The sequence below is a fragment of the Bacillus sp. BSL6 genome (assembly GCF_052928345.1).
Window position 1 is genome coordinate 807,363 of the sequence record NZ_JAVGCW010000001.1, and the last position, 15,629, is coordinate 822,991.

Sequence of the window (15,629 nt, forward strand, 5' to 3'; positions counted from 1 at the left end):
GAAGGAAATTGTAAAAAAATATTTCAGTAAGAATACCTGCTGTTAACAGATGAAAAATGGTTTTTTCTTTACTTTGTCGAATAGGATAAAAGGAAGAGTAATAACTATATATCGTTTGTAACGAGCTTTATTAATATTGTGTAGAGAGGCAGAATAAGGTCGTATGGATATGATGCATCTGAAATGGGGTGAATATTATTATGAAAATATGGAAACGAATTCCGGATCAAGGAAGGCGTTCAATACCGCTACAACCGGTATTATGGATTGATGGCTCAAAAAAGGAAAACGAATGTCCTAACGTAGCAGTTACATTACAAATCCGTAGTATGTATAAAGAAAAATTTTCATATGAACTGACCTATGATGTAAACGACATACTTATTATTCGAATTGAAGTTGAAAATAAAGGAATGGAAATGATTTCACGAGTTGTAGTAAGCCATATGATTCGAGATTATTTTGCCTATATTCCAAATTCATTAAAGGTTGATAAGGGGATGAGCGAGTTTCTGTTCCAGCTTGTAAGGTGGAGAATCGATAATTTATTACCAAATGAGAAGGTAGAATTAATTTGTAAAATAAAAGCAAATAAAGATAAAGATAAAGAACTCAAAAACACACTATTTCAGGCTACATATACATTTCAATATAACGGAGTATCATATGGTCCGTTGCAAACAAATGAAGTTGTTGTACGGCAATGATAAAAAGGAACCTGTATGAAAGGTTCCTTTTTGATTCCCTTTTTTGTTCGATCCATATTTACAATAGCGTCGATTTGATTGTATGTAATGAAGTTTACTCCGAAAGAATTAAATAGTAATTTTAGCGACAACAGAAACCCCGATAGTAAACGTATAATATCTGATAGATTTTTTTTTTGTAGCATGTAGGTCACCATATTTCTAAAATGATGCATGGCATATATATGAAATAGAATCGAAATGGTAGACAAGCTTAAGCGGAAATGTACAATCAATATGTACATTTTTTATTTTGTAGAAAAACATAATTGTTATAGAAACATATATTGGTATAGAAGGGAGGTGAAGTATGAAACATAAAGGGAAAATTAGTGGATTATTACTTGGGAATACAGTGGCAGTTACAGAATGGATTGCGCTTCAGGATGTAATTACAAAACTGGATTCGCGATCATTTTATACCGTCTTTATTATTTATATATTGCAAATGATACTCAGCTATTATTTTGGACATTGGTATGATAAAAGAGCGAGTGGGCGTATGGATACGGAAGTAGGAGGAATGGCAAGTAATGATTTTGTAGTTGATTTTTTTGAAAAAGTAGCTGCTTTATCAGAACGAGATTCTCATAATATTACAGTGTACATTCTTTCTGTGAAAGAATGGAAAGGACTAAAAGAAACAGTGCAAGAAAAAAAATTGGAGGTGTTAGTACAAAAATTGGAGAGCACGATTGTAAAGACCATTCGTAAAGGCGATGTAGTTACGAAGTGGGATGAAAATAAGTATGTGATTGTGGCGATTGATAACGGACATGAAAAATCGACAATAACAAACCGATTAATGAAAAATATTGAAAGTGAAATAGAAAATGGTTTGTTAAGTATGACTCTATTATTTGGGGCTGCTAGTTATCCAATAGAAGGAAAAACGTTTGAAGAATTGTTAAGAAAGGCACAAAATCAATTGTACCAGCATAGAAATTTGTAAAAAAATAAGTGAAATTTTGATTTGAAGAAATATGATATGAAGAAGTTTTGATTGTAACATTTTTTTGACTTTTATTACAAAAAGAACTTTTTTTGTAATAAAAGTCTTTAAAAATATATGAAATAGGCATATAATTATGATGGATGTGTCAATGCATTTTGCACAATGTGTTTCATTTTAAAAGTGTAGAGGAAAGCATACTCTACACTTTTCCTTTTTAGGGAATGGCAAGAATAATTGTAAGTTGTTGCAAGATAGCATTTATACTGTGTAAAATGAAAAAAGAGATTATTTGATAGAAAGCGGGAAAGGGAATGATAGAATGATAGACGTGAGAGAACAACGAACATCTTTTATCAGGTAAATGATTACTGTTGTTCTTCAAATTATTATGGTTGTGATGAATTCCGTTGTACTTTTATGTAATACATAGTATGAATAGGTTTTAAAAAGTGCCAAGTAACAGATGGATATGAAACTGCTATTTAGTTTGAAAACGGAAAATGTAATTTCAAGTAATACAATTTGTACAAGTATTATAAACAATATGAATGATTTTCGTAAAAAAGGTGCGAGTGTGGAGTTTTGTTTATAGAAGGATATATAATTTCATAGCTTTTTACACGATGATCGTATATAAGTAGGAGGAAAAAGATGTTGAAATATAGTAAATTAGCAATTGTAACTGCATTATCAATGACTTTACTAGCCGGTTGTTTCGGACCAAAACCAGAAGAGGAATTATATGTTGCGTTTGAAAATGCTGCAAAGCAAGAAAAAACAATGTTTGAAGATGCAAAAAAACTTGAAACTTTAGAGAAAGAGGGACAAGAGTTATATAACCAGATTGTTCAAGAAGGAAAAGATAATAATCAAACTGTTAAGGAAAAACTGAACCAAGCAGTGAAAAATACAGATGAACGAGAAAAAGTGCTTAAAAAAGAAAAAGAATCTTTAAATAAGGCGCAAGAAGAAGTGAAATCAGCAGATAAATATGTGAAGAAAATTGAAGATAAGAAATTGAAAGATCAAGCGGATAAAGTAAAAAGTACATATGAGAAACGACATGATTCATTTAATAAAATGTATGACAGCTATAATAAATCGTTAAAACAAGAAAAAGAATTATATACAATGTTACAAGATAAAGGTACAAAATTAAAAGATATTAGTGAAAAAGTAAAAGTAGTAAATCAATCTTATAAGGATATTGATTCAGAAAAAGATAAGTTTAATGAATTCACGAAATCTTATAATACAGAAAAAATAGCTTTTTATAAACAAGCAAATATTAAAATTAAAGAAGAGAAAAAATAAAACAGTTTGGCCTACAATTGGCCAAACTGTTTTATTTTTTTGTATAAGTACGACTATACCATGGAACAGGTTCACTTAATTTTTTTTCTTGTTTTAGCGCTTCAGGACCAATATAATCTTGAAGTGTTTTTTTTGCTACTGTTAAAGATAAGGTTGTTTTCGGATTTCGATAGGAGGATTCAAGATGACCGAGATGTGGTAGGATTCGAAAATCTTCTTTTGTAGGAGGAATATGGAAAAAGTAATCACCTAAACGTATAAGAACATCAGATTGTTGTTGGCTAAAACGTGGATTTCTTGAGAAATGTAATCCTTCTTTAATAGCTTTTTTTTCAGTAATTAAGCGTTCTAAAGCTGTTTTTTTTAACCAGTATAAATACTTCGGATTAGTTGCAGCTTTAGCATGACGATTCACAACGAAAATAGATTGAGCTAGTCGATTAATAGAATGTTGGTTTTGTAATTGAGATTGTGGTTGTGAAGGTTTCATATTAAATCTCCTTTCAATTTTTCATTATTATACCATAAGTAAAAGCGATTTTTATTATATGCAAAAAGTGATTGTATATATTTTCAATATTAAAGCAATATTGTTACAAAAAACAACTATTTTGTATAATAGTAATAGAATGTGTTTTAGAAATTTGATAATGAAAGAGTGAGAAGTTTGAAAGAAATATTAAAACAGCAATATGCCATTATAGATATTGGATCTAATACAATGCGTTTAGTTATTTATGAAAAGCAAAACGGAGGTTTTTATAAAGAGATTGAAAATACGAAAGTGGTTGCAAGGTTAAGGAATTACTTAGTCGATGGTGTGTTGATTGAAGAAGGAATAGAGGTATTGTTACAAACATTATTTCAATTTCAAGAAAGTACACGATTCCATCAGTTGCGCCATGTACTTTGTGTTGCAACAGCAACAATTAGACAGGCTAAGAATCAAGAGGAAATTAAAAAGCTTGTTGAAGGACAAACAGACTTTACTCTTAGAGTATTATCAGAATATGAAGAAGCACGTTACGGCTATTTAGCAGTTATGAATTCAACTTCGTTCTCTGAAGGGATTACAGTAGATATTGGTGGGGGGAGTACTGAGGTTACATACTTTCGAAATAGAGAGATTCTAGAGTATCATAGCTTTCCTTTTGGAGCACTTTCTTTAAAGCAGTTTATTAAAGAGGACATACCTACTGAAGAAGAGTTGGAAAAGATTCGAACGTACTTAGAATATCAATTTCGAACATTACCATGGTTAATAGATAAGAAGTTGCCTCTTATTGCAATTGGTGGTAGTGCGAGGAACTTAGTGAAAATTCATCAAAATTTAATTTGTTATCCTATAGCAGGGGTACATTTATATAAGATGAAAGAAGAAGATATTAAAAATGTGAAAGAAGAATTAGAAGCATTGTCGTTCATAGAACTTCAAAAATTGGAAGGATTGGCAAAAGATCGAGCAGATACAATTGTTCCAGCAGTCGAAGTATTTCATACGCTTGTTAATGTTATAGAGGCGCCAGCATTTGTATTAAGTAGAAAAGGATTACGAGAAGGTGTTTTCTATGAAGAGTTGACAAAAGATTTGGGGATTTCATATTATCCGAACGTGGTCGAAGAAAGTTTGTATTTATTATCACATGAATATGAAATGGATATGAAATTTGTAATACAGCTTATTAAGCATGGAAGATTGATTTGTCAACAGCTTGAAGAAATAGGACTGATTTCTATGTCAGTAGAAGACTGGAAAGTATTCCATCAAGCAGCGAAAGTATTTAATATTGGCAAATATATAGACGAAGAAGCGAGCCGCTTACATACGTTTTATTTATTAGCGAATAAAACAATTGATGGTATGATGCACAAAGAGCGAGTTAGATTAGCGCTTATTGCGTCTTATAAATCAAAAATGTTATTCAAACAACATCTGTCTCCGTTTGAAGGATGGTTTGATAAAAATGAACAAAAGAAAATTCGCCTTTTAGGGGCTGTTTTACAATTTTCAGCAGCTCTAAATATAAGACAAAGATCGCTTGTTGAATCAATATCTATAACAGAAAGTAAAGAAGGATTAACATTTGAAATTGTATGTGAACAATCGGCGTTAGCGGAAAAAGTGCAAGCTGAAAAGCAGAAGAAACAGCTAGAAAGGGTATTGAAAACAAATATTACCTTATTATTTAAATTAAAGAATTGAGTTGTACGGATGTCTTTACAAAAAATTTATACTTTATAATATTGTAATTTGCTAAAATGAAAGTAACTAAATTATAGTAAAAAAGTTTCAAGGGGAAGTGTGAAGAGAATGGAATTATCGAAGGGGAATATAGTCAATTTAAATGATACAGCTTATTACAACAATCGAGAGTTAAGTTGGTTAGCATTTAATGAACGTGTACTACAAGAAGCACAAGATGAAACGAATCCACTCTTAGAAAGATTAAAGTTTATTAGCATTTTTAGCTCAAATTTAGATGAATTCTTTATGGTACGTGTAGCAGGATTGAAGGATCAGGTGAGTGCTGGTTTTAACCAACCAGAAAATAAGGCCGGCTTAACACCAAAAAAGCAACTAAATAAAATTGCGATAAAAGCACATGAATTAATGACCGTACAGTATGGTACGTTTAAAAATTATGTGTTGCCAGCGTTGGAGTTAGAGGGGATTGAGCGTTTAACATTCCATGATTTGACGAAAGAACAGAGAGAATTTATAGAAGAGTATTTTGATGAACAAATTTTCCCAGTCTTAACACCTGTGGCTATCGATGCATATCGCCCATTTCCGATGTTATTAAATAAAAGTTTAAATTTAGCTACTCTTTTATATGATGAGAAACAAGTGGAAGAAGAAAACCGCACGAAGTTAGGAATTGTACAAGTTCCTTCACTACTGGAACGTTTCATATTTTTACCGAGTGAAGGACAAAAGCATAAATTTATTTTATTAGAAGACGTAATTAGTAGTTTTACTCATAAATTATTTACAGGATATAAAGTATCATCTGTTACTCGTTTCCGTATTACACGCAATGCGGATTTAACAATTCACGAAGAAGGTGCGAGAGATTTATTAAAGGTAATTGAAAAAGAATTAAAAAAGCGTAAGTGGGGAGCTGCTGTACGTTTAGAAGTTGGCAAAGAACACATTGATGAAAGAGTATTAGCGTTATTATATGAAGTGTTGGAAGTAAAAGATGAAGATGTGTATATAATGGATGGACCGTTAGATTTAACATGTCTATTTTCTTTATATAAAAAACTAGCGCCTTTATATGAACATTTAGTATATCCGGCTCTTATTCCACAACGACCTCAAGATTTAGGGGATGCGGAAGATGTATTTGAAAAAGCAATTGAGCATGATATTTTATTACATCATCCGTTTGAATCGTTTCAGCCAGTAGTTGATTTTGTTCGCGATGCAGCAGACGACCCGAATGTACTTGCGATCAAACAAACATTATATCGAGTAAGTGGTGATTCTCCAATTATTCAGGCGCTAAAGGTAGCGGCTGAAAAAGGGAAACAAGTGACGGTATTAGTTGAGTTAAAGGCAAGGTTTGATGAAGAAAATAATGTGCATTGGGCTAAAGAATTAGAACAGGCGGGTTGTCATGTTATTTACGGTGTAAGTCATTTGAAAACACATAGTAAAATTACACTAGTTGTAAGAAGAAAAAACGGAAAAATTGAAAGGTTCGTACATCTTGGAACCGGAAATTACAATGATGCAACCGCAAAGCTATATACTGATTTTGGCTATATTACATCACGAAAAGACTTTGGGGTCGATGCAACAAATTTCTTTAATTATTTGAGTGGTTATACAACAAAGCCGCATTTTCATCATTTATCGGTTGCACCATTTGATATAAGAGAGCAATTTATTGATTTAATAGATGAAGAAATTCGTTATCATAGGCAATATGGAAATGGATATATCATTGCTAAAATGAATTCATTAACTGATAAACCACTTATTAAAAAAATGTATGAAGCATCACAAGCTGGAGTAAAGGTAGAGCTCATCGTTCGAGGAACATGCTGCCTACGACCTGGTATTCCAAATGTAAGTGAAAATATTCGGGTAGTTAGTGTTGTCGGGAGATATTTAGAACATAGCCGTATTTATTATTTCCATCATAATGGAGAAGAGAAAATATATTTATCTTCAGCTGACTGGATGACAAGAAATATGGAGAAACGTGTAGAAATATCTTTCCCGATATTAGATATTGAAATGAAGGCACGAATTAAGGCGATTTTACAGCTTACTTTAGCTGATAATGTGAAAACACGTGAACAAAATAAAGACGGTGACTATTATTATGTTATTAATAATGGGGCAGAAGAGATTGATAGCCAAGTGAAGTTATTTAAGATGGCGTATCAAAACACAGATGCCGAATAATGAGAACAAAGTAAAAAACCTCTTTTTTAAGAGGTTTTTTACTTTGTTCTCTACTTATTATAAAGGATGCGTAGAGAGAATACTTTTTATTATAAGCATGTTAATGGATTATGAATCGGTTAAGAAAGGAAATAACATTAGTAGAATTGTTGCGGTACATTAATAATAGAATGGTTGTTGACAAGGTCCGCCATAACAAGGATAAGGTGTCGGCGGTGGGAAAGGTGGTGGATATGGTGGGTAATACGGTCTAGGACCGAAAGCTAATGCTCCGCCAAGCAGTCCACCAGCAATACCAGCTAGAAATGGGACGCCAAAAAACGGAAAGAAGCGTGAGTCGCCTACTGGACCAATAGGTGCTGAACGGACTGGGATTGGTTGATAATATGGATACATGAACAAACCTCCTTTATTGGACTCACTTTTATCATATGGTAAATGAAACATGGATGAGCGCGTACAAGAAAGGATATGTAAGAAAATAGGCGAATGATTACGAATGTTGGAGTGTAAAAATTGTTATCTCAGGTTTTGCCATAAATCGGAATGGGACACGTGTTCTGCCAAGGCCGCGATTGACATAGAGAGCTAAATCTTGGATCGTATAGAAACCTTCTACATAGTTTTTAGCAAGTGCTGGGGTAATAATAGCGCCTAAAAAAGGGATTTGTACTTGTCCGCCATGGCTATGACCAGAAAGTTGTAAGTTAACTGGATATGTAGCAATTTGCGGTGCAATATCTGGTTCGTGAACAAGAACAATGTTATAAATGTTTTTCCGAGCGCGCTGTAGTGTCTCCTTTATTTTTGGTTTGCCTAATAGTATATCATCAAGACCGAAAATTGAAATTTCACTATTATCCAGTAGACGGATTCTCTTTTCACTGTTTAGTAACAGTGAAAATCCAGATTCGCGCATGATGTGTTCGTAGTATTCCGTTCCATATCCGCCGTGATCATGGTTACCATAAATAGAAAATTTACCGAAGGGTGCTTGTATATTTTTTAAAATAGATGCAACGAAAGGAGTGTCAGTATACGTTTGATAATTATCAATGAGATCACCAGTAAAAAGAACAATGTCGGGTTTTACAGCATTAATTTTAGAGACGATTTGAGATAAATGTTGGAGAGAGAAATAGTATCCGAGATGTAAATCGCTAAATTGAAGAATCTTCATACCGTGAAAGCTTTTTGGGATGAGTTGTGATTTCAGTGTATGTTCTGTAAAAGAGAGCAGATGAGGCTCAATATATTTAGCATAATAGTATCCGATACTAGTCGTTATAAATGAATATAGGCAAGTACGCATTCCAGTTTTTAAAAAATCTCTTCTTGTAATTTTCTTCATAAAAATATGAGTATACCTATTTGGCTTATATTACATGTATTCGTTACATTTACAGGTTACTCAAATCTCCTTTCGTTTTTTTTAATATATTTTAAATCATGTAAAAGTAGTATAGATAACGAAAAAGTGAATAAAAAGAAATCTCTTTACGTTAAAATATCAGAAAAGTTTAAAAATATAAAGATTTCTATTAAATAAAATGATAAAATGAATGTGTATTCATTTTTTGGAGGGGATATAATATGAAAGAAAAAGTAGTTATTGTAACAGGTGGATCGAGCGGAATGGGAAAAGGAATGGCGACTCGTTTTGCAAAAGAAGGGGCACGAGTTGTTATTACAGGACGTACAAAGGAAAAACTAGAGGAAACAAAATTGGAAATTGAACAATTTCCAGGACAAATATTACCGGTACAAATGGATGTAAGAAATACGGATGATATTCAGAAAATGATTGAACAGATTGATGAGAAGTTTGGACGAATTGATATTTTAATAAATAATGCAGCTGGAAACTTTATTTGTCCAGCAGAAGATTTATCCGTGAACGGCTGGAATTCGGTTATTAATATTGTGTTAAATGGTACATTTTACTGTAGCCAGGCTGTCGGAAAATATTGGATTGAAAAAGGTATAAAAGGAAATATCATTAACATGGTAGCAACATATGCGTGGGATGCAGGTCCGGGAGTGATTCATTCGGCTGCAGCGAAGGCTGGAGTATTAGCAATGACGAAGACACTCGCTGTTGAGTGGGGACGTAAATATGGAATCCGAGTTAACGCTATTGCGCCAGGACCAATTGAACGTACGGGCGGTGCTGATAAATTATGGATTTCAGAAGAAATGGCTAAGCGTACGATACAAAGTGTTCCGCTTGGAAGACTGGGTACGCCAGAAGAAATTGCAGGTCTAGCTTATTATTTATGTTCAGATGAAGCTGCGTACATAAATGGAACTTGTATGACAATGGATGGAGGACAACATTTACATCAATATCCATTTTAAAAGGGATAAGAAAAATGTGACAGAATTGTGACATATGAAAGAAAAGTGTTTACAAGAGGTCATATATACGTTATATTTAAGACCTCTTTTTTCTTCATAGTAGAATTGCTAATTCCCCTTAGCATTTTACCCCTCTAATCCCTTCAGGAAAACTGAAGGGATTTTTTATTATTTTTCCGTAAATATCATGTTATAATTTTTGAAAAGTAAAGGGAGGGAAGCACGTTGATAGATGCATTAGATGTAATGAGTAACTTGGATAAAGTCCTTCCTTATTATCAAGCAATTTTTAGTGCTGATGAACATACTGTAATTGGATATGAAGTAGTAGGGCGTATTCAAACAGAAGAGGGCATACAAAGTTTAGCTTCTTTCTTTCATGATGACTCTATTCCAAGTGAGTTTCAACTAGAAGCGGATAACATTATAGTAGAAAAAGCTTTAAATCGTTATTTAGAAAGTGATCAAAAATTATTATTATTTATACATCGAAATGCTAACGTATTAATGAACGATGATGATGAAAGTTTGCTTCAACTTTTATTGATGTATGAAAAACAAGGTTTAAATTTGAAAAACATTGTTTTAGAGATTACAGAACATGAATGTAAAGAAGATATAGAGCAATTTAATCATTTGCTTATGTATTATCGTACATATGGTATTCAAATTTCGATTAATAAAGTCGGAACAGGTACAAGTAATTTAGAACGTATTAGCGTGTTAGCACCTGATATTTTAAAAGTAGATTTAACAAATTTAAGGCAAACTGCACTTTTACAATCTTATCAAGATATTTTATATTCTTTATCATTACTTGCTAGAAGAATTGGTGCGACATTGTTATATGAAGAAATAGATGCTTTTTATCAATTACAATATGCATGGAAAAACGGTGGTAGGTACTATCAAGGGAATTATTTGAAAGAATGCTTACCTGATTTTATTGAAACGAACGTTTTGAAAGAACGACTTGGTAATGAGTGTCATCAATTTATTCAACATGAGAAGAAAAAACTACAAAAGATTTATAATTTAACAGAAATGTTACGTGATCGAATTGGCGATGTTTTAGCCAAACAGAAAAAGAATGAAGATATAAATGATTGGTTATTACAATTTAGCCAAAGTGTATCACAATGTAGTTTTCGTATATTTATTTGTAACGAAGATGGTTTCCAACAATCAGGAAACGTTATGAAAAAAGATGGGGAATGGATTGTGATGCCTGAGTATTATATGAAGAACTGGAGTTGGCGCCCGTATTTTCTAGAGAATATTATGAAAATGCGTTTTGAGAATAAGGCAAGACTTTCAGATTTATATGCTGATATTGAAACCGGTGAGATGGTACGAACATTTTCTTTCCCGATTGATGATGAAAACTTTTTATTTATAGATTTATCGTATGAATATTTATATGAAGAAGATGTTTTATTTTAATGCACGAAGAGATTCGTGCATTTTTTGTTTGTTTTTATCATAAATTGGTAATAGTGAAAATGGTGCCGAAAATGCTGTCTATCGTTGTAAAGATTTTACGAACGAAACCAGCCCTTTCTTTGCATAATCATTGTTACAATGAATACTACAAAGACAAGTTTTCTTAAAAGGAAGGTGAAAAAATGAGAAAATATGGAATATGGTTAGTTCTATTTGTATGCGTTGCCTTTCTAGTTGGTTATAGTGTTACAACTGTTTTAGGAAAAGAGGAAGTGAAAGTCGATCGGAAAGAAGTGTTTGTAACGATACAAAAAGGCTATGAAAGCCAATTTTCAATTCGTGGGAAGCGTTTGCCGATGAATAAGATGATAGAAACGTTATCACCATATTTTACAGAGAATTTCCTTCAAGTATTTACAGATGAAAATAGTAGAAGTGATAAACAAAGTGGTGAATATTTACTTCCAGCAAAAGAAGCGCCATTTTCTTTTAATTCAGAAACGAAAATGTCATATGATGAAGAGCATAAAATTTTATATGTTTATGAGCGGGCGAAAAGTGGACAATATCAAATTGTAACATTGCAAAGAGATCAAGGGAAATGGAAATTGGCTGGATATCATGAAAGTCAAGAACTTTTAACTGAAATAAAAAGGTTACAACAATTATAAAGTGAAACTTTAATTAGGGGCATATCCCATTTAATATGAACTTGCCACAATCAGATGCATACTTCCAAAATATATCGGGATAAAAATAGGAATAGGTCTTTACCTATTCCTATTCTATATTAAGAAGTTGTTGTAATTTTTCAATTTGAAAACCAGCAACAACTTCTCCATCAATTACAACCGTCGGAGTTGAATAAGAATCATAGTCATATAAAAGACGATTGCGAGCAGCGGCGTCTTTTTTTACGTCAAACTCTTCGTATACAACGTTATTATGCTTTAAAAATTCTTTCACAATAACACATGGCGGACAATCAGGTTGTGTGTAAACCTCAATTTTTTTCATTGCAATTCCTCCTTTTTACTGTTTTTTATTATATTCTTCCAGTATAAAAATCGCAATAAAGAAGGGAAAAGATGTTCTTTCTGTTTTTTCCTTCGTATTTCGACAAATTTTTAGTTGAGTTTCTGGCCAATAACCTTTATCCTAGAGTGTGGAACATTTTTTCTGTTATGACGGATAGAATGAGTATAGCTGTAAAACCTATTGGTAGGAAGATCAGAGAAAGGAGAGATTTCATGTCTCTACTCCAAGGAATTTTAACTCGACTTGTTAGTCTACAAGAACAAGCTGAAAGCGGTGAAGTAGCACAACGCTATTTTGAAGTGAACGGTGAGCGCAAATGTAGCGTGAAATTTTTCGATAAAAGTGAAATGTATGAGTTAGAAGTGTATCAACAAGGTGAAAAACCTCAAGTGTATCAATTCGATAATATCGACATGGTTGCAATTGAGATTTACGATATCATTTCTTGATACATATAAAAAAGGTGTTGCCATAGGGCAACACCTTTTTTAGTTCTATTACTTTTAGTATATATGTATAAGGATTTTTCATTTTTCCTACAATGGTAATAAAGTGAAAGTGTAATTAGTAGGGTTTCTTCGTCCTATACAGCTTATTATCCATCACCAATTGAGGACGGATAGTAAATAGCGGGATGAAAATAGTGAGGAGGTGTGTTATATGGAACGTTTACCAGTTGTGATTTGTCCTAATTGTCACAATTCTGCTGAGATTATTCATGTACTAACGGCTCAATCGAATCAAAACGTAATTTATACGTGCCAAGTTTGCCATTATGTAATTCGGAATATTGAAACGAATAAAGGGTAGGGAGTTATAATTTTTGTTTTTGTCCCATACAATGAGAATACGAAAAGTCTGTCTAATTGAAAGGACGTGACTATGTGGCCGGTGAACATAAATTTTATAATGTTTCAGAGAGACATTTAAATTTTGATATGGTCTTTACCCGTATTTGTAATTTCATTGAAAAGGATCCGCGAAATTTATATCGTTTATCCATTGGGACAGACTCACAAGCACATCAAAAGGATACGAGGTTTATTACGGCAATTCATATTCATCGCGTTGGAAAAGGAGCCTGGGGGTGTTTACACCATCAATCAGTAAAAGATAAGCCAGAAACTTTACGTGAGAAAATATATTTAGAGACGCAGTTTAGTCAAGAAATCGCATGCCTATTTACTCCAAATCATATACAAACAATATGGGATTTATTGCATCCATATGCTCAAGATGGGGCTGGTTTTATAATGGAGATTCACTTAGATATCGGAAATGATGGTTTAACAAAAGAATTTATTCTAGATATGACAGCGAAAATTCAAGCGATGGGATTAACTGCAAAAATTAAGCCAGATGCTTATGCGGCGTTTAGTTATGCAAATCGATATACGAAATAAAAACAATTTATATATTTCTTTCACTAAAAACTGAATATTACATCTATTAAATAGGCTGAAAATTTTATATAATAATGGTAACGATGCGAGTATAAGGAGAGGGGTATATGAAAAGGGAATTTGTTTTAACAGAAGAAGAGGAAAGTTTGTTACTAGATATTTTATTTCAGCAAAATTATGCGAGTGAAATTTTAGCTGTGGAACTTACAGATATCGAGAATGGTTTAAAAAAGACAGACGTGATGCAATATAAAAAAATCACAAGGTTATTTTACAGATTAAAAAATAAAGGGTATTAAGCGCTACCGGAATGGTAGTCTTTTTTTTGTGTTATATGCTAAAATAGCTGTGTAATTTTGTTTTTTACTGAAAGAATGTAAGGACAAAATAATAATATGAAAACGCTGTCATAAAATGTGAATAGAGCCGGTGATTATAAGCAGGAAAAAGGGAAAATGGGGGATGTAATATGATTAGTATTCCAAAAGACGAGTTTCAACAAATTTTTGTAAAAGATTTAATGATTTCATCAGAAAAAGTAGCACACGTTCAAATAGGGAATGGTTTAGAGCATGCTTTACTCGTACTTGTGAAATCTGGATATTCGGCGATACCTGTTTTGGACCCGATGTACAAATTGCACGGGTTAATTAGTACTGCTATGATTTTAGACGGTATATTAGGGCTAGAACGCATTGAGTTTGAAAGACTTGAAGAGATGAAAGTAGAGCAAGTGATGAAGCAAGATATTCCGGTTCTTAAGTTAGAAGACTCATTTGCAAAAGCTTTAGAAATGACTATTGATCATCCATTTATTTGCGCTGTCAATGAAGATGGGTATTTTGAGGGGATTTTAACACGCCGAGCTATTTTAAAATTATTGAATAAAAAAGTAAGGCAACATAATCGATAAAGTGAGAAAAGTGACTTCATAGAACCGAAGAAGTCACTTTTTTTTCGTGCATATCAGTTGTGTATGTATTATATTTAAAAAGATAAAAAATATAAGAGTATGTAGTTAAATTAAGGATGAAAAGCTTATTGAGATAAGGTGTATGGAAGCTAAGGAAAGAGGGAGAAAGTTGCAAATTGATGATTTTCAAATGATGGTTGTGTTAGCACAGGAATCAAATATGAGAAAAGCGGCGGAACGTTTATTTGTTTCACAACCTGCGCTTAGTCAACGATTACAATCTATGGAGAAACAATGGGGAATGAAGTTTTTTATTCGCTCGCAAAAAGGATTGACAATTACACCTGAAGGGGAAAAAGTTGCGAATTACGCAAAAGAAATGCTACAAAGGGAAGAGGATATTAAAAGTGAGCTAGCTGTTTTTAGAACAGAAACTCACGGGACGTTAAAAATAGCTGTCGCATCAGTTATTGGCCAATATTGGCTTCCTCCTGTTTTGAAGAAGTTTGTGCATAAATATCCTTCTGTGAAAATATCGTTGTTTACTGGCTGGAGTAGTGAAGTGCAAAAGCAATTTTATGAAGGAGACGTTCATGTTGCTATATTGAGAGGAACACAAGAATATAAAGGCCAGAAGCAACAATTATTTGAAGATGAACTTTATTTAGTGGATAAAGAAATAAAAGATATTTCGATGTTAAAAGAAACAAATAGACCATTTATTCAATTTAAAAGTGACTCGACTTATTATGGACAAATACAAAATTGGTGGTATGGTTTATTTTCTAATCCACCTAAGAGAACAATTGTCGTTGATCAAATTGAGACTTGTAAACAACTCGTTTTAAATGGCATAGGCTACGCGCTTTTACCTTCTACTGTTTTAAAAGAAGTACAAGAAAATATGTATAAAACACCTGTTCAATTAACGAGAGAAACATGGTTATTGACGAGTGAATCAGCTAGACAATTGAAGCAAGTACAAGCATTTTTAGAAATTATAGAAGAAATTCAAATGGAAAAATAGGATTATTATCTT

General features: G+C 32.6%; 19 protein-coding genes. 14 read left to right on the forward strand and 5 right to left on the reverse strand.

What is annotated here, in order from left to right; translation table 11 throughout:
* Nucleotides 1–200: 200 nt before the first annotated feature.
* On the forward strand, nt 201–707 hold the full coding sequence (locus RCJ96_RS04535) for a hypothetical protein (protein WP_416503922.1): 507 nt from the start codon (nt 201–203) through the stop codon (nt 705–707).
* Here RCJ96_RS04535 and RCJ96_RS04540 read toward each other — a convergent pair.
* Nucleotides 647–892 (reverse strand): hypothetical protein, encoded by a 246-nt coding sequence (locus RCJ96_RS04540; RefSeq protein WP_074606324.1) that lies wholly within the window; start codon nt 890–892, stop codon nt 647–649. The two genes, RCJ96_RS04535 and RCJ96_RS04540, sit on opposite strands and share 61 nt — an antisense overlap.
* A 164-nt stretch (nt 893–1,056) precedes the next feature.
* Here RCJ96_RS04540 and RCJ96_RS04545 point away from each other — a divergent pair, with 164 nt between their 5' ends.
* Together RCJ96_RS04545 and RCJ96_RS04550 are read left to right on the forward strand one after the other, a co-directional pair.
* Entirely contained in the window at nt 1,057–1,698 is a 642-nt protein-coding gene (locus RCJ96_RS04545; RefSeq protein ID WP_074606322.1) for a diguanylate cyclase domain-containing protein, read from the forward strand.
* A 654-nt stretch (nt 1,699–2,352) separates the two neighbouring features.
* Entirely contained in the window at nt 2,353–3,015 is a 663-nt protein-coding gene (locus RCJ96_RS04550) for a YkyA family protein (RefSeq protein WP_000922490.1), read from the forward strand.
* Nucleotides 3,016–3,046: 31 nt separating this feature from the next.
* Here RCJ96_RS04550 and RCJ96_RS04555 read toward each other — a convergent pair whose 3' ends face one another.
* Complete coding sequence (locus RCJ96_RS04555) at nt 3,047–3,505, reverse strand: YkyB family protein (RefSeq protein WP_000804868.1); 459 nt, start codon at nt 3,503–3,505, stop codon at nt 3,047–3,049.
* 177 nt (nt 3,506–3,682) lie between these two features.
* Here RCJ96_RS04555 and ppx point away from each other — a divergent pair, with 177 nt between their 5' ends.
* Both ppx and RCJ96_RS04565 read left to right on the forward strand, forming a co-directional pair.
* Nucleotides 3,683–5,218, forward strand: coding sequence for an exopolyphosphatase (ppx, locus tag RCJ96_RS04560; RefSeq protein WP_074606320.1), 1,536 nt, complete (start codon nt 3,683–3,685; stop codon nt 5,216–5,218).
* A gap of 108 nt (nt 5,219–5,326) precedes the next feature.
* Nucleotides 5,327–7,435 (forward strand): polyphosphate kinase, encoded by a 2,109-nt coding sequence (locus RCJ96_RS04565; protein WP_000423563.1) that lies wholly within the window; start codon nt 5,327–5,329, stop codon nt 7,433–7,435.
* Between the two features lie 159 nt (nt 7,436–7,594).
* Here RCJ96_RS04565 and RCJ96_RS04570 read toward each other — a convergent pair whose 3' ends face one another.
* Together RCJ96_RS04570 and RCJ96_RS04575 are read right to left on the reverse strand one after the other, a co-directional pair.
* Nucleotides 7,595–7,831, reverse strand: coding sequence for a hypothetical protein (locus RCJ96_RS04570; protein WP_000283744.1), 237 nt, complete (start codon nt 7,829–7,831; stop codon nt 7,595–7,597).
* A 97-nt stretch (nt 7,832–7,928) separates the two neighbouring features.
* A complete protein-coding gene (locus RCJ96_RS04575) occupies nt 7,929–8,786 on the reverse strand; it encodes a metallophosphoesterase (RefSeq protein ID WP_416503921.1) in 858 nt (285 codons plus the stop codon).
* Between the two features lie 242 nt (nt 8,787–9,028).
* On the opposite strand from RCJ96_RS04575, the gene fadH reads away from it, so the two are divergent.
* From fadH to RCJ96_RS04590, 3 genes are all read left to right on the forward strand, one after another.
* The gene (gene fadH / locus RCJ96_RS04580; RefSeq protein WP_000660918.1) at nt 9,029–9,793 is read left to right on the forward strand and encodes a 2,4-dienoyl-CoA reductase; all 765 of its coding nucleotides are present in this window, start codon (nt 9,029–9,031) and stop codon (nt 9,791–9,793) included.
* 225 nt (nt 9,794–10,018) lie between these two features.
* Nucleotides 10,019–11,236 (forward strand): EAL domain-containing protein, encoded by a 1,218-nt coding sequence (locus tag RCJ96_RS04585; protein ID WP_000564304.1) that lies wholly within the window; start codon nt 10,019–10,021, stop codon nt 11,234–11,236.
* A 182-nt stretch (nt 11,237–11,418) separates the two neighbouring features.
* Nucleotides 11,419–11,907 (forward strand): DUF3993 domain-containing protein, encoded by a 489-nt coding sequence (locus tag RCJ96_RS04590; protein ID WP_001233820.1) that lies wholly within the window; start codon nt 11,419–11,421, stop codon nt 11,905–11,907.
* Between the two features lie 109 nt (nt 11,908–12,016).
* Here the strand turns inward: RCJ96_RS04590 and RCJ96_RS04595 are convergent, their stop codons facing one another.
* The gene (locus RCJ96_RS04595) at nt 12,017–12,253 is read right to left on the reverse strand and encodes a glutaredoxin family protein (RefSeq protein ID WP_000717880.1); all 237 of its coding nucleotides are present in this window, start codon (nt 12,251–12,253) and stop codon (nt 12,017–12,019) included.
* Between the two features lie 233 nt (nt 12,254–12,486).
* Between RCJ96_RS04595 and RCJ96_RS04600 the strand changes: the two genes are divergently transcribed.
* From RCJ96_RS04600 to RCJ96_RS04625, 6 genes are all read left to right on the forward strand, one after another.
* Nucleotides 12,487–12,723 carry a YkuJ family protein gene (locus RCJ96_RS04600; protein ID WP_000055151.1) on the forward strand — a complete coding sequence of 79 codons (237 nt, stop codon included), beginning with the start codon at nt 12,487–12,489 and terminating at the stop codon, nt 12,721–12,723.
* Nucleotides 12,724–12,934: 211 nt separating this feature from the next.
* Nucleotides 12,935–13,084 carry a hypothetical protein gene (locus RCJ96_RS04605; RefSeq protein ID WP_000440537.1) on the forward strand — a complete coding sequence of 50 codons (150 nt, stop codon included), beginning with the start codon at nt 12,935–12,937 and terminating at the stop codon, nt 13,082–13,084.
* Between the two features lie 74 nt (nt 13,085–13,158).
* On the forward strand, nt 13,159–13,677 hold the full coding sequence (locus tag RCJ96_RS04610; RefSeq protein ID WP_000896651.1) for a ribonuclease H-like YkuK family protein: 519 nt from the start codon (nt 13,159–13,161) through the stop codon (nt 13,675–13,677).
* Between the two features lie 107 nt (nt 13,678–13,784).
* Nucleotides 13,785–13,976 carry an antirepressor AbbA gene (abbA, locus tag RCJ96_RS04615; RefSeq protein ID WP_000817794.1) on the forward strand — a complete coding sequence of 64 codons (192 nt, stop codon included), beginning with the start codon at nt 13,785–13,787 and terminating at the stop codon, nt 13,974–13,976.
* A 170-nt stretch (nt 13,977–14,146) separates the two neighbouring features.
* Complete coding sequence (cbpB, locus tag RCJ96_RS04620; RefSeq protein WP_000623565.1) at nt 14,147–14,590, forward strand: cyclic-di-AMP-binding protein CbpB; 444 nt, start codon at nt 14,147–14,149, stop codon at nt 14,588–14,590.
* Nucleotides 14,591–14,732: 142 nt separating this feature from the next.
* Nucleotides 14,733–15,617 carry a LysR family transcriptional regulator gene (locus tag RCJ96_RS04625; RefSeq protein WP_001984809.1) on the forward strand — a complete coding sequence of 295 codons (885 nt, stop codon included), beginning with the start codon at nt 14,733–14,735 and terminating at the stop codon, nt 15,615–15,617.
* Nucleotides 15,618–15,629 lie beyond the last annotated feature (12 nt).